The organism is Bacillus sp. EB600, assembly GCF_024494385.1.
Lineage (GTDB): Bacteria > Bacillota > Bacilli > Bacillales > Cytobacillaceae > JAEVLT01.
In genome coordinates, this window is record NZ_JAEVLT010000008.1 from 144,702 (window position 1) to 159,064 (window position 14,363).

Annotated in this window: 14 protein-coding genes and 1 pseudogene; 3 read left to right on the top strand and 12 right to left on the bottom strand. The window is 38.4% G+C overall.

Features of this window, described 5'->3' with window-relative positions:
* Nucleotides 1–2: 2 nt before the first annotated feature.
* From JN080_RS11240 to JN080_RS11260, 5 genes and pseudogenes are all read right to left on the bottom strand, one after another.
* Nucleotides 3–1,301 (bottom strand): dihydrolipoamide acetyltransferase family protein, encoded by a 1,299-nt coding sequence (locus JN080_RS11240; RefSeq protein WP_256236086.1) that lies wholly within the window; start codon nucleotides 1,299–1,301, stop codon nucleotides 3–5.
* A gap of 86 nt (nucleotides 1,302–1,387) precedes the next feature.
* On the bottom strand, nucleotides 1,388–2,365 hold the full coding sequence (locus tag JN080_RS11245) for an alpha-ketoacid dehydrogenase subunit beta (RefSeq protein WP_256236087.1): 978 nt from the start codon (nucleotides 2,363–2,365) through the stop codon (nucleotides 1,388–1,390).
* 3 nt (nucleotides 2,366–2,368) lie between these two features.
* Nucleotides 2,369–3,484, bottom strand: a complete 1,116-nt coding sequence (pdhA, locus tag JN080_RS11250; protein WP_256236088.1) for a pyruvate dehydrogenase (acetyl-transferring) E1 component subunit alpha — start codon at nucleotides 3,482–3,484, stop codon at nucleotides 2,369–2,371.
* Nucleotides 3,485–4,040: 556 nt separating this feature from the next.
* A pseudogene (locus JN080_RS11255) lies at nucleotides 4,041–4,532 on the bottom strand (YkyA family protein); the annotation flags it as partial.
* Between the two features lie 15 nt (nucleotides 4,533–4,547).
* Nucleotides 4,548–4,700 (bottom strand): YkyA family protein, encoded by a 153-nt coding sequence (locus JN080_RS11260; RefSeq protein ID WP_256236089.1) that lies wholly within the window; start codon nucleotides 4,698–4,700, stop codon nucleotides 4,548–4,550.
* Nucleotides 4,701–4,940: 240 nt separating this feature from the next.
* Between JN080_RS11260 and def the strand changes: the two genes are divergently transcribed.
* The 3 genes from def (at nucleotide 4,941) to rnjA (ending at nucleotide 8,032) form a co-directional block, all read left to right on the top strand.
* Nucleotides 4,941–5,495 (top strand): peptide deformylase, encoded by a 555-nt coding sequence (gene def / locus JN080_RS11265; RefSeq protein WP_256236157.1) that lies wholly within the window; start codon nucleotides 4,941–4,943, stop codon nucleotides 5,493–5,495.
* Nucleotides 5,496–6,148: 653 nt separating this feature from the next.
* Nucleotides 6,149–6,358 (top strand): DNA-dependent RNA polymerase subunit epsilon, encoded by a 210-nt coding sequence (locus JN080_RS11270; protein WP_256236090.1) that lies wholly within the window; start codon nucleotides 6,149–6,151, stop codon nucleotides 6,356–6,358.
* A gap of 6 nt (nucleotides 6,359–6,364) precedes the next feature.
* The gene (gene rnjA / locus JN080_RS11275) at nucleotides 6,365–8,032 is read left to right on the top strand and encodes a ribonuclease J1 (RefSeq protein WP_256236091.1); all 1,668 of its coding nucleotides are present in this window, start codon (nucleotides 6,365–6,367) and stop codon (nucleotides 8,030–8,032) included.
* Nucleotides 8,033–8,092: 60 nt separating this feature from the next.
* On the opposite strand, the gene JN080_RS11280 is transcribed toward rnjA, so the two are convergent.
* The 7 genes from JN080_RS11280 to cbpB form a co-directional block, all read right to left on the bottom strand.
* Nucleotides 8,093–8,773 (bottom strand): potassium channel family protein, encoded by a 681-nt coding sequence (locus JN080_RS11280; protein ID WP_256236092.1) that lies wholly within the window; start codon nucleotides 8,771–8,773, stop codon nucleotides 8,093–8,095.
* Between the two features lie 225 nt (nucleotides 8,774–8,998).
* Nucleotides 8,999–9,454: a TlpA family protein disulfide reductase gene (locus tag JN080_RS11285; RefSeq protein ID WP_256236093.1), complete on the bottom strand. Its 456-nt coding sequence runs from the start codon at nucleotides 9,452–9,454 to the stop codon at nucleotides 8,999–9,001.
* Nucleotides 9,455–9,699: 245 nt separating this feature from the next.
* Nucleotides 9,700–10,248 (bottom strand): peroxiredoxin, encoded by a 549-nt coding sequence (locus JN080_RS11290; RefSeq protein WP_256236094.1) that lies wholly within the window; start codon nucleotides 10,246–10,248, stop codon nucleotides 9,700–9,702.
* A 276-nt stretch (nucleotides 10,249–10,524) separates the two neighbouring features.
* Complete coding sequence (locus tag JN080_RS11295; protein WP_256236095.1) at nucleotides 10,525–11,646, bottom strand: N-acetyldiaminopimelate deacetylase; 1,122 nt, start codon at nucleotides 11,644–11,646, stop codon at nucleotides 10,525–10,527.
* Nucleotides 11,647–11,961: 315 nt separating this feature from the next.
* Nucleotides 11,962–12,672: a 2,3,4,5-tetrahydropyridine-2,6-dicarboxylate N-acetyltransferase gene (gene dapD / locus JN080_RS11300; protein ID WP_256236158.1), complete on the bottom strand. Its 711-nt coding sequence runs from the start codon at nucleotides 12,670–12,672 to the stop codon at nucleotides 11,962–11,964.
* A gap of 66 nt (nucleotides 12,673–12,738) precedes the next feature.
* Complete coding sequence (locus JN080_RS11305) at nucleotides 12,739–13,626, bottom strand: transcriptional regulator CcpC (RefSeq protein WP_256236096.1); 888 nt, start codon at nucleotides 13,624–13,626, stop codon at nucleotides 12,739–12,741.
* A gap of 137 nt (nucleotides 13,627–13,763) precedes the next feature.
* Nucleotides 13,764–14,222: a cyclic-di-AMP-binding protein CbpB gene (gene cbpB, locus JN080_RS11310; RefSeq protein ID WP_256236097.1), complete on the bottom strand. Its 459-nt coding sequence runs from the start codon at nucleotides 14,220–14,222 to the stop codon at nucleotides 13,764–13,766.
* Between the last annotated feature and the right edge of the window lie 141 nt (nucleotides 14,223–14,363).

Here is a 14,363-nt window from a genome sequence, read left to right on the forward strand (position 1 = left end):
ACTTACGCCTCCATTAACAATAGTTCAGGATCGTTTAACAATCTCTTGATGTGATTCATTGCATTCTGTGCTGTAGCTCCGTCGATCATGCGGTGATCAAAACTTAATGAAAGGGCAAGAACAGGTGCTGCTACAATTTCACCATCTCTAACAATTGGTTTTTCAGCGATTCGTCCTACACCAAGAATGGCTACTTCAGGATGGTTAATTACAGGTGTAAACCATTGTCCACCAGCTGAACCAATGTTTGATATAGTACAAGATGCACCTTTCATTTCATTTGGTGCCAACTTGCCATCACGTGCTTTCGTAGCAAGTTCATTAATTTCATTAGAAATATTGAAAACTGACTTGCGGTCTGCATCTTTCACAACAGGAACTAATAAGCCTCTTTCCGTATCAGCAGCAATTCCAATATTATAGTAATGCTTTTGGACAATTTCACTAGTTGCATCATCCAATGATGTATTTAAAACAGGGAACTCTCTTAATGCACTTGTTAATGCTTTTACAACATAAGGCAAGAAAGTAAGCTTAATACCTTTTGCAGCCGCAACTTCTTTGAATTTTTTACGGTGTTTAACAAGCTTCGTTACATCAACTTCATCCATTAAAGTAACATGTGGAGCGGTATGTTTAGAGTTAACCATAGCTTTGGCAATTGCCTTACGAATTCCGCTCATTTTTTCGCGTGTTTCTGGATATTCACCTTGAGGAATCGGAGTTGCAGCTGGAGCTGCTTGTTCTCCTATTACTGGTGCTTGAGCGGCTGCTTGTGGTGCCGCTGCCCCGCCTTGGAATGCATCAATATCTGTTTTTAACACACGGCCATTCTCGCCAGTACCGGCTACCAAACGAATGTCCACACCTTTGTCCCGAGCATATTTCCGAACAGATGGCATGGCAATTACACGTCGATTCGGGTCAACCTCAGCCTGCGGCTGTGCAGTCGCTGCCGGTGCAGCTTGTGGTACTGGTGCTGCTGCTACTGCTGGTTGTGCTGGTGCTGCCGCTTGAGGGGCATCTTCTTCTTCGTCGCCTTTAAATTTTAGATCTTCATATCCTGGTGCATCAAACGAAACGAGAACTTGTCCAACAGTTGCAACTGTACCTTCCTCCACCATAACTTCTAGAACAGTACCTTCAACTGGAGATGGAATTTCTACAACTGCTTTATCATTTTGCACTTCGCATAATACATCATCTTCTTGGACCTTATCGCCTGGTTTAATAAACCATTTTACAATTTCACCTTCGTGAATACCTTCACCAATGTCAGGCAGCTTAAATTGAAATGACACTAGGGTTCACCCTCCTAATATTTCATAGTTCAACCTTTTTTATTAATGCGTAAAGGGAAACAGAGTATACGGTCGCCCTCTCATAATTAGAATGATAATACTTTTTTCGCTGTTGCCAATACATCTTTGTAATTTGGAAGCCATGCAGCTTCCGCTTGAGGAAACGGAAATACAGTGTCAGGAGCGGCCACACGTAAAACAGGTGCTTCAAGACTCAGAATAGCACGGTCATTAATTTCTGCAACAACATGCGCTGCAATGCCTGCCTGTTTTTGTGCTTCTTGAACAACGATTGCCCGACCTGTTTTTTCGACTGAGGCAATAATCGTTTCGATATCAATTGGGCTTACTGTACGCAAATCGATTACTTCAGCAGAGTAGCCTTCTTTCTCTAATTCTTCAGCAGCTTTTAATGACTCATGGACCATTGCGCCATAAGTAATTATTGAAATATCTTTTCCTTCCCGTTTCACATCAGCTTTGCCTAATGGGATTGTGTATCCCTCCTCAGGAACATCTTGACGGAAAGAACGATATAACTTCATGTGTTCTAAGAAAATAACCGGATCATTGTCACGAATAGCTGAAATAAGCAAACCCTTTGCATCATATGGAGTAGATGGAATAACAACCTTTAATCCAGGCTGTTGAGCCATTAATCCTTCTAAACTATCAGCATGCATATCTGGAGTGTGTACACCACCGCCAAAAGGAGCACGAATGGTAACAGGTGCATGATGTTTGCCTCCGGTCCGGTAGCGTAGTCGAGCCAACTGACCGGAAATGGAGTCCATTACTTCAAAGACAAAACCGAAGAATTGGATTTCTGCAACAGGACGAAAACCTTGTAAGGCTAGACCTGAGGCTAATCCGCCGATACCTGATTCAGCAAGTGGCGTATCAAAAACACGCTCTTCCCCGAATTCCTTTTGTAAACCTTCCGTTGCACGGAATACACCGCCGTTTAACCCAACGTCTTCCCCAAAGACTAAAACATTCGGATCATTTTGCAATTCTGAACGCATCGCATCAGTAATTGCTTGAATCATTGTCATTTGAGCCATGATTTACTTCGACTCCTTTGCTTTATATATTTCATATTGTTCTTTTAAGTTTTGAGGCATTTCTTCATACATAATGGACATTAAATCAGTAACTTTTTGCTTTGGAGCAGCATCAGCTTTTTTGATTGCTTCTTTAATATCCTCTTTTGCTTGGTCGATTACTTGATTTTCTTTTTCTTCATTCCATAGTCCTTTGTTTTCTAAGAACTTGCGGAAACGTACAAGTGGATCTTTCTTTTCCCACTCATTATCAAGATCTGCCGTACGATAACGAGTTGGGTCATCTCCAGCCATCGTATGTGGACCATAACGATAGGTTAACGTTTCGATGAGTGTTGGTCCTTCACCATTAATTGCACGCTCACGAGCATCCTTTACTGCAGCATAAACAGCAAGAGGATCCATTCCATCAACTTGGATTCCAGGGATTCCGGCTGCAACTGCTTTTTGAGCAAGTGTAACTGCAGCGGTTTGTTTCTCACGAGGAGTTGAAATAGCAAACTGGTTATTTTGCACGATAAAAATGGCTGGAGCTTTAAATGCGCCCGCAAAGTTCATTCCTTCATAGAAATCGCCTTGAGACGTACCACCGTCACCTGTATAGGTAATCGCTACTGATTTAGCTCCTCGCTTTTTCATTCCAAGTGCAACCCCTGCAGTTTGAACATATTGTGCACCAATAATGATTTGAGGGATAGCCACATTGACCCCATCAGGAATTTGTCCACCTTCAAAATGTCCTCTTGACCACAAGAATGCTTGGTATAAAGGAAGGCCATGCCAGATAATTTGTGGAACATCACGATATCCTGGTAAGATGAAATCCTCTTTTTCAAGCGCAAATTGTGAGGCTAATTGCGATGCCTCTTGTCCAGCAGTTGGAGCATAGAACCCTAATCTTCCTTGACGATTAAGAGAGATTGAACGTTGATCAAGGATACGTGTGTATACCATGCGGCGCATTAATTCCTGTAATTGTTCATCAGTGATGTCAGGCATTGCTGCTTCATTAACTACCTGTCCTTCTTCATTTAAAATTTGAAGGGTTTGAAATTGATCTGCAACTAGGTCGAGCGTTTTCTTTGCATCGAGCGGGGCGTTCTGTGTTTTAGAAGCCATAATAGTCACCTCTTCCTTTCTCTAAAAGACATTCAAATAAAATATAGTTAGTTCACTCATATAGATTGCCCAAAAACTGAATAAAAACGAAAAATGCTAAAGTTTTTTCACTTTTAAAATGACATCTGTGCAACATCTTGAAAAGATAAGATGAGCTAGTTAATGATAAGAATTATAAAAAAGGACTTCTTATCGGTAGTCTCTCTTTCTGTATTAGTCCTTTTTAAAAAATAACTGATACAATTCCTTTATCCATTTTTGAGTTTACACCAACTATTCTTACGCGTCAACCTATAAATACTTTATTTTCAACATTTTAACCTTAATTACATGAAGAGACAAAATTCGACCTGTATTACTATTTTTCATTCATCTGTATTACAAACACAAGTGATGTTCACAAAGTGTTATAGAAAAGTTCAAAAAATATTCACAAATATTCTTGACAACGAAAAGTGATTTCGCTTGTCTTATGACATATGGAGCTAAACAAGTTTCAATGAGTGGTCCATTGGACAAAAGGAACCGGCACCATTAATGCCGGTTCTTCTTGATTTTATATTTTTACAAGTCCTGCCTTTTTATAAAATAGAAGCTTTATATCATTATACTTCTCAGTTAATTTATTAAATTGGTCATTTGCTGCATAAATCTTTTTATAGGTTGTATTTACCATTTCCACCTGTGCTCCCCATTTATCAATTGAAACATTTTTATCCTTTAACATTACGTATAATTGTTGATCATAAGTTCTACCATTGAGATATTCTTTGTTTAAAACATCGTGTGCTCTGTAACGGCTGATCATTAAATCATAGAGCTCGTTAACTTGTTTTTTTAATTTCTTATCGTCAATCTCCATTTTCATGGCTGCTATTTTTTTAAAAATTTTTTCCGATTTCTGCAAACTCTTGGTCTCTTTTTCCATGTATTTCTTTCTTTCGCTTACCATTGTCAGAGTATCGTTTGAAAGAGTAACTCGTTCGTCATACTGCTGCACACCAAGTCCGTTAATTTTGTCATAGGTTGCTTTTTCTTTTTTTTCTACTTTAACAAGTGGATCCTAGACCTCCTCAAAGCCAGTTTCTATTGTTGCAACCTTTTCAAGGACCGTATAAATTTTATCAGCAGGCGTTTCTTGGTGAACACAAGCTGATAAAACACAGGTAACTACGAGAATGAAACATGTTGGAAAAATTTTTATTCTTCTATTCAATCTATCCCCCCGATCAAGATTATTATTTCTAACTATATCTAGACGTTATTTACTACACAATATGATAATTTCAAAAGAAGTCATCCCTTTTTGAACAGTCATTTCATCTTTGTTCAGTTTTGCTAGTTCATTGATGATAAATTTCAGGTCAATTTGTTAACTTTTCATGAATTATTTGATAGACTATTGTCAGAACGAAAACTGCAATTAATGGTTGCAAGTACAGGAGTGAAATTTGCCATGTTGACGATGGAGGATATTATTCGTGACGGCCATCCTACCCTTAGAAAGGTGGCAGCAGAGGTTCAACTGCCAGCTTCGGATGAAGATAAACAGATACTTAAAGATATGATGGAATATGTCATAAACAGCCAAAATGAGGAAATAGCAGCAACATACGGGCTGCGTGGTGGTGTAGGACTTGCTGCACCGCAAATTAATGTTTCAAAACGAATGATCGCTGTACATGTTCTTGATGACAAAGGAAAATTATATAGCTATGCCCTTTTCAATCCAAAAATCGTAAGCCATTCGGTTGAAAATGCATACTTACTTTCTGGTGAGGGTTGTCTTTCAGTTGATGAAGCAAGACCGGGTTATGTCCCCCGCCATGCTCGTGTAACAGTTAAAGGGTTTGATCTAGATGGAAACGAGGTAAAGCTTCGCCTTAAAGGAATGCCGGCAATCGTTTTCCAGCATGAAATTGACCATTTAAATGGCATTATGTTTTATGACCGTATCGATAAGCAAGACCCTTATAAACCAATTAACGATGCTATTGCAATTGAGCGATAAAAAGAAAAGCGGAAGCGCATGTACAAAAAAGCCGGCTATAATTGGCCGACTTTTTTTAGTACCAAATTTTATTCTTTTCGCTTTGAGAACTGTCTAGTTCAGCCCCCCTGCTACTAGTCGATAAGGATTGCTCTTTCTGCTCTTTATAGGAAAAGCAATGATTGATAGATGTTTCAATTCTTATATAATGTAATTTATAAAATTTAAGATTAAACTTTCGTTTATTTTTTGTCAATTTCTTTAAATCACGGTAATTCCATGTTTATCCATGATGATTTCCGCGAATTCATCATATAATAATAACAAAAAGAAGCTGTTTTTTCTTAAAAAACTTCACTAATTATTTTTGGCTTCTTTACATTGGACAAGGATCGTATAAAATAAGAAGTGAGGAGATGATCCACTATGTTGAAGAAGCTGAGGAAAAAGCTCTTAAAACAGTGGAAAGATTTACTGCGAAAAAAAACAATTGCCTAAACTTTTGAGCCCTTCAAAGTTGCGAAGGGCTCCTTCCTTATTGTAAATTGATTTAATAGTGATCTATTTTACACTTTTTCACATGCATCCAATTCCAACAGGAAATGAATTATTATGAAAAAGAGGTAAATTTTTATATAATAGAAAAAGTTATTGCGGAGTTAGGAGCGATTAATATGTTATTCAAAGTATATTATCAGGAGAGTATCAATGAAGTACCGGTCAGGGAAAATACACAGACTCTTTATGTAAATGGCGAGTCCGTGCGAGATATCCGAAAAAAATTAGCAGACCGAGCATACAACATCGAATATATCAAACCTGTAACAGGAGCTTACTTAGAATATGAAAAACAAAACGAACACTTTAAAGTATTGGAGATTTGATAATTTATGAAATTTGTAAAGAACGATCAAACTGCTGTTTTTGCCCTTGGTGGATTAGGTGAAATTGGCAAAAACACCTATGCAGTGCAGTTCCAGGATGAAATTATTTTAATCGATGCTGGTATGAAGTTCCCTGAAGATGAGCTTTTAGGTATCGATTATGTCATTCCGGATTATACTTATTTAACTAAAAATGTCGAAAAAATCAAAGGATTATTTGTTACACATGGTCACGAAGACCATATTGGCGGTATTCCATATCTTCTAAGAGAGATAAATATCCCCATTTACGGCGGAAAGCTTGCACTTGGGTTAATTAAAAACAAGCTTGAAGAACACGGTCTCCTCAGAAATGCAAAATTGATTGAAATTAAGGAAGACGATGTCATCAAATTCCGCAAAACATCCGTTACCTTTTTCCGGACAACCCACAGCATTCCTGATTCATATGGAATTGTTGTTAAAACGCCTCCAGGTCAGATTGTCCACACAGGAGATTTCAAGTTTGATTTTACCCCTGTTGGCGAACCTGCAAACTTGACAAAAATTGCAGAGATTGGGAAGGAAGGCGTTTTATGCTTACTTTCTGATAGTACAAATAGTGAAGTACCTGATTTTACGATGTCAGAGCGTCGTGTTGGCGAAAGCATAGATGATATTTTCCGTAAAGTTGAGGGACGGGTTATCTTTGCAACTTTTGCCTCCAATATTCACAGGCTTCAGCAAGTAGTAGAGGCTGCTGTCGCAAACGGAAGAAAAGTTGCCGTCTTTGGTAGAAGTATGGAGGCTGCTATCAATATTGGTCTTGATTTGGGCTATGTTAGTGCCCCAAAGGATACTTTTATTGATGCTCAGCAAATTAATCGGCTTCCAGCTAACAAAATAACGATTCTCTGTACAGGTAGTCAAGGAGAACCAATGGCAGCTTTATCGAGAATCGCTAACGGCACCCACAGACAAATACAAATTATACCAGGGGACACAGTGGTATTTTCTTCATCACCTATTCCAGGGAATACAATCAGTGTCAATCGAACAATTAATATGTTATTCCGTGCCGGAGCCGAGGTCATCCATGGTAAATTAAGTAACATTCATACCTCAGGGCATGGCGGACAAGAAGAACAAAAATTGATGCTTCGCTTGATAAAGCCTAAGTTTTTTATGCCGATTCATGGTGAATATCGGATGCAAAGAATGCATGCTAAACTTGCTGTTGATTGCGGCATAGCAGAAGAAAATTGCTTCCTCATGGATAATGGTGAAGTTTTGGCTCTCTCTAGTGATTCAGCACAGGTCGCAGGTAAAATTCCTTCTGGATCCGTCTATATCGATGGAAGCGGTGTCGGTGACATTGGAAATATTGTCCTGCGTGACCGCAGAATTCTTTCCGAAGAAGGGTTAGTTGTTGTTGTTGTTAGCATCAATATGAAGGAATTTAAAATTGCTGCGGGTCCAGATATTATTTCAAGGGGCTTTGTTTACATGAGAGAATCTGGTGACCTAATCAATGATGCACAGAGCTTACTTTCAAAGCATTTACAAAAAGTAATGGAACGGAAAACAAGTCAGTGGTCCGAAATTAAAAACGAGATTACTGATACGCTTGCTCCATTCCTTTATGAAAAAACAAAACGCAGACCGATGATTTTGCCAATAATTATGGAAGTGTAACAACCTGAGTTAGGGAAAGAAAGACGGAAGAGTGCTATTTGAGCACTTCTTCCGTCTTTTTCAGCTTAATTCAACGACTTTTCGTTTGAATTTTTCAAGGTTGCTTACATCACCAATCGCAATTAAAATATCTCCTTTTCGGATCATTTCCTTTGCCTGTGGAGATACAACTATATCACTATTCCTTCTGATTGCTACCACCGTAATTCCATATTTCTTGCGAATATCCAACTCAAAAAGGTTATGACCGCTGATTTTTTCATTTGCAACAAATTCGATAATACTATATTGATCAGATAGCTCCAAATAATCTAAAACATTATTTGTCGTCATTTTATTGGCGATGCGAATTCCCATATCCCTTTCAGGATGAACAACATCATCAGCACCAATTTTTCTTAGTACCTTTTCATGATAATCGTTTTGTGCTTTTACGGTTAAATGACTAACGCCCAATTCTTTTAAGATAAGCGTTGCCAAAATACTTGATTGAATGTCTTCCCCAATTGCCACAACAACATGGTCAAAATTGCGAATTCCGATGCTCCTCAAAACTGTCTCATCAGTTGCATCACCAATAATAGCATGTGAGGCAATCATCGAATATTCATTTACTCTGTCTTCACTTTTATCAATTGCCAGAACTTCTTTCCCCTGCTCACATAGGGTACGGCAAATACTGCCGCCAAACCTGCCTAATCCTATTACGGCAAAATCCTTCTTAACAGGATCTTTTCTCATCAGTATCCCCCCATTACATCAAGTTCCGTCCATTTCTATTCTATACCATAGACTCGGGTGATGGAGACATTATTAATTAACCGAAAGTAGAATCCACGCTTTTAGCTTACCCTCTTCCTCCTATTTTCTCGAACACTGGCGCGATTAGAATTATTATCAACGCTCTCTCTATTTTTTTCACAAAAAAAAGACCATTCGTCCTTAAACGAACAGTCTTTTGGGAACTTATTCTGCTTTTTCCACTTCATCTAATACTCTGTTTACCCGTTTTTCAAGCATTTTCATGCCACTTCCGCCTGCTTGAAAGTGACGCAGCTTTCCTTCACGATCAAATACATAATAAGCAGGAACATATTGATTTTCGAATTTATCCGCTAGCTTATGTTCACTATCAACAAAAATTGGTTGAGTAATTCCATGCTCTGCTGCCACCTGTTTGATTTCTTCAATATTCAAGTCATTTTCAGATCTAGGCATATGGACAGCCACAACATTTAACCTATCTTTATATTGGTCGCGAAATTGGTTAACTTGCGGCATAGCTTCTTTACATAAGTGACAGCTAATCGACCAAAAATGAATTAATGTTGGCTTTTCACCTATTAATTCATCCTTTGTTTCCTCACCGTTTAACCATTCTACAGCTCCGGTGAGTTCCGGCATTGGTTCACGAAGTTTCATATATCAATGACCTCCTAATAGAAAAGCGAAAGTGCCCGTCTGGCGGCGGATGGACTGGACTGCTCCAACTCAAGATAAAGGAAACACAAAGCGAACTAGCGATTCGATGTTGACTTTTCGTAGGGAGGAACGGGAAGTTCACTAGGCGCTGGGCACTGTAGCTAGACAATTCTCAAAATTTATATTATTTTACAAAAAAGACCTAACACTTAGAAAGGTTAGGTCTTCGTGTTTTAATTTAAGAATCAAACTTTTAGTGTAGCTTGTCCTGGCTTCCAGTTAGCTGGGCAAAGACCACCAGTTTGTAATGCTTGAAGCACACGTAGAACTTCATCCACATCACGGCCAATATTGTTATGGTGGACAACTTGATACATTAATTCGCCTTCTGGGTTAATGATGAATAGGCCGCGAAGAGCAACGCCATCTTCTTCAATCAAAATACCATAATCACGGACAACTTTTTGAGTATGATCTGCAGCTAGTGGGTAATTAATTTGGCCAATTCCATTTTCCTTACGGTCAGTATTAATCCACGCAAGGTGAGTATGAATTGTATCTGTTGAAGCTCCGATTAAGACTGCATCAAGATCTTCAAATTCATCATAACGGTCAGACATTGCTGTAATTTCGGTTGGACAAACAAATGTAAAATCCATTGGATAGAAGAATAATACTGTCCATTTGCCATTTTTCATATTCTCTTCAAGACTTACTTTACCAAATTCTTTGTTTGGTAATACAGCCTCCATTTCAAAACGTGGAGCTTGTTTACCTACCATGCGTTCTGCCATCTTTAATTCCCTCCAATATTTTTATTAGAAATGAGATTCTTTTTTATAGCAATTCTCATTTGCTATCCTATCAACATTATTAATTTTAGATCAACGTTACTTAATAGTCAATATTAAATTATAATTAATATAAATAAAAATTTATTTTAATTGTGACTTACTATTTCCCTTAATAAGATTGCCCTATTGGGGCTAAAATTAAACAAACCATTCTTCCAATATAAATTATTTTTTCTATATCTTATCATGGCCCCTAATGGTGTAATTATGCCAAATTTACTGATTTCCCTTGTAGGATATATACTTCGTGATTGTCTCAATCGCAAATTCAATTGCAGATTCATTTGGTGTTAACTTTGCGTGATGGAGTCCAAAAGGCGAGTTAACACCCAGCCAAAACATAAATCCTGGAATTTCCTTTAGCATATAACCAAAGTCTTCTCCTGTCATTGCCTCTTTACACTCAATCACGTTCGTACTTGTCTCATTTCTTAAATATTTCATAAATTCTCTTGTCAGTTCAGGATGATTATATACCTGATAGTAATTCGAACCAAAATCAATTGATGCTTCGCATTCAAAACTGGTTTTAATACCTGATACAATATTCCCAATGCGCCTTTTTACTTTCTCCATTGACTCCGGTGATAATGTACGAATCGTACCTTCTAGCCTAGCTTTTTCGGCAATGATATTTTGAACCGTTCCGCCAGTTATTTTTCCTATTGTAATAACGGCACTATCGAGGGGGTCAACGTTACGTGAAACGATTGTTTGTAATTGGGTTACTAAAGAGCATGCAGCAATTACCATATCATTAGTTTGATGTGGATAGGCCGCATGGCCCCCTTTTCCCTTTAGGTCAATAAACAGTTCAGATGTATTGGCAAATAGCAGTCCCTCTCTTATTGCGATCGCACCCACTGGATACTCTGGGGCGATATGCAAGGCTATAATAAGATCCGGTCGCCACTCCTGCATGGTTTCAGACTCCAGCATTGGCTGTGCCCCACCTGGTCCCTCTTCTGCAGGCTGGAAAATAAACAAGAGATCATCGTCAATTGGATTTTCTACAAAAAATGTAAGAACACCAAGGGCAATACTCATGTGCAAATCATGGCCACAGGCATGCATTTTCTCGGGATGTGTTGATGAAAAAGCTAACTCAGTTTCTTCATCAATCGGTAAACCATCGATATCCGTTCGATAGCCGATTGTCTTTTTTGGATTTCTTCCGTGTATTTTGACAAATAGCCCTGTTTTCCACTTTTTAATGGTAAACCTATCCTGCATCAAAGTCCCTAGGTAATTTACTAGATAGGCTTGCGTTTTAAATTCCTGAAAACCGAGCTCCGGAATTTGATGAAGTTCACGGCGGATTTTTACAAACGGGTTCATAAAATATCTCCTTTAAGAAAAGCGTGGAAGGCTCCACGCTTTTGGATGTTAATATAAAAATGATTGTTTAGCTCCAGCGCCCAGCGACTAGTGTAATTCGCCCATCTCCCTACGATAAGTCAAGCACGAATGCGTTTTCGCTCTTCGTGTTTCCTTTGCCGCGTATTAACGGGCAGTAGATTCTAGAACTGCCCGTAAAAACCCGGTCTGCTCAACTAGCAATCAGCGAGAAAAACATTCGCTGATTGAAGTTTCACCTTATCTCAGTCGGTGTGCTCCAGTCCATACGTCGCTAAACGGGCGCACATTTCGATTTTAGAGTTGTCTAAGCTCTTGCTTAATTTCTGTTTTTGACTTTGTCTTCTCATCAATATCCTTCAATTTTCTTGCTGGTGTGCCACCAACAACTGTATACGGTGGAACATCATCAATAACAACCGCACCGGCAGCAACAATGGCCCCCTTACCAATTGTTACCCCTTCAAGAACAACACAATTTGCACCAATTAGTACATCATCTTCGACAATAACTGGTTTTGCGGATGGCGGCTCGATTACACCAGCCAAAACAGTACCTGCTCCAATATGGCAATTTTTCCCTACTGTAGCTCTTCCACCAAGTACAGCTCCCATATCAATCATTGTTCCCTCACCAATCACAGAGCCAATGTTGATTAAAGCCCCCATCATAATGACTGCATTATCTCCGATTTCAACTTGATCACGGATAATCGCACCCGGTTCAATTCTTGCTTTTATATTTTTTGTATCTAATAACGGAATGGCCGAATTACGGCGATCATTTTCAACTACATAGTCTTCAATCTGGGCTTGGTTGGATTCTAAAACAGGATTTATCTCGGACCAGTCCCCGAACACAACACCGGTTGTGCCATTAATAAACACCTTTGCTTCTTTTCCAAAATCAATGTCATCTAAAGCACCTTTCAAATAAACCTTAACTGGTGTTGCTTTTTTACTATTTGCAATAAAAGAAATGATCTCATTTGCATCCATTTTCCTTATCCTCCTAATTATGTATTGCTAGGAATTACTTTAGCAGACAAAAGCACTGAAAACAAGAAAAATACCCTAGTGATTTTCTGTTATATGCTCATTTACTAAATTAACAAATGCTTGAACCTGCTTTAATTGAAAAGCGGAGTCATAGCCTAAAAGCCATGTTTCGCGTCTCAATTGCTCCCCACTTTCATTGTAAAGAGGGATTTTACAGATGTCCTTTTCTGCCCTGTTTAAGGTAATGGAAGGCAGGATTGAGTATCCAATTCCATTAAAGGTCATTTGTTTACATGTTTCTATTTGGTCAACAACAACTGTTCTTTTTGGTGCTGTCTTAAAATGGCGCATCCACCAATCCTGTATTTCCTGATAATAATTAGAGTCACTTTTAAATTGAATAAATGGCCGGTCTGTCTCCAGTACTTGCTCCGGCTTACTAATTTCTTTGTCAACCATATATAACAGGTCACTAAACAAGTGAATTTTTATTCCTTTCCACTCAGGTGTACCTCTGATAATTCCTATATGAACCTGATCATCGTAAAGACATTTCAAAATTTCACTGCTCCAACCGGTAATAAGCGAAATTTTTACCTGTGGAAACTTTTCGATGAATTTTTTTAATACCTTTGGCAGCCAGTTTTGACCCACGATGGAAGCTACCGCAATTTTTAGCGTTCCTGATACCTCAGCCTGAAGCGAATCAATTGTTTCTCTAACCTTTTCCTGCTTGACGAGAACCTCATCAACAAATTTAACTACATGCTCCCCAGCTGGTGTCAAGGATAGTCCCTTTTGCGAACGGATAAAAAGGCGGGTTCCCCACTCTTTTTCTATCGTTTGCAGTCGTTGTGAAAGAGCTGGTTGAGAAACAAAAAGCCGCTCAGCGGCCTTCCGCATATTCATTTCCTGGGCTAAAACGGATAATAATTGAAATTCAGAAATTGAGGACAAAGTCATCCCTCTTTGCAAGTTTTCTTATATTATAGGTAGAAGAGAAGTACGTGTCATTCTTTCCCTTTTGCATGAATAATTAAAGGCATTGAAACACTTCTTAGTATATCTTGCAAAAATAATTCAGCTCCCAAAAAGGGAGCCTAATCCACACGAGTATCTTTGTTTAATTTTTTTATATGTTTGTTTAATTGATTTAAAACTGTACTTCTTGGCAAAATCCCTTCAAATAGTCCATCCTCAGACTCGATACATAGAAATGGATGATTGACAAGTAATTCCAGACACGTTTTCATAGAATCATTTGGCTTGAGGCGTGGAACGGATTTATTCATTACCTCTTCCACATGTTTTTCTTCTAGTGTTTCAAATTCAATTCGCTCAAGTCCTAATATAGAGTCCATAATGATTGGCATACTGATGAACCCATGAAGTATATAATGAGGGTCTAAAACAGGAATAGCTGTATAACCGCTTTTTGTTAAGACTAGTAACGCATGTTCTAGATTATTTCCAATTTGTACATGGGCAACCCGCTCGGATGGAATCATTAAATCCCGAATACTATTTTCTAAAAATTCCCCACTATGAAGGCTAATCATGGTCGAAAAACTCCCTAATGAATATTTATTCTCCTCTATATTCTAACACAGCCATTTGAGAAATGTCCTTTCTGAAAGCGTTATCCTTTACTTGTTTCAATATTCTTTACCGTAAACTGGCACTGTGGACATTGAAAAATT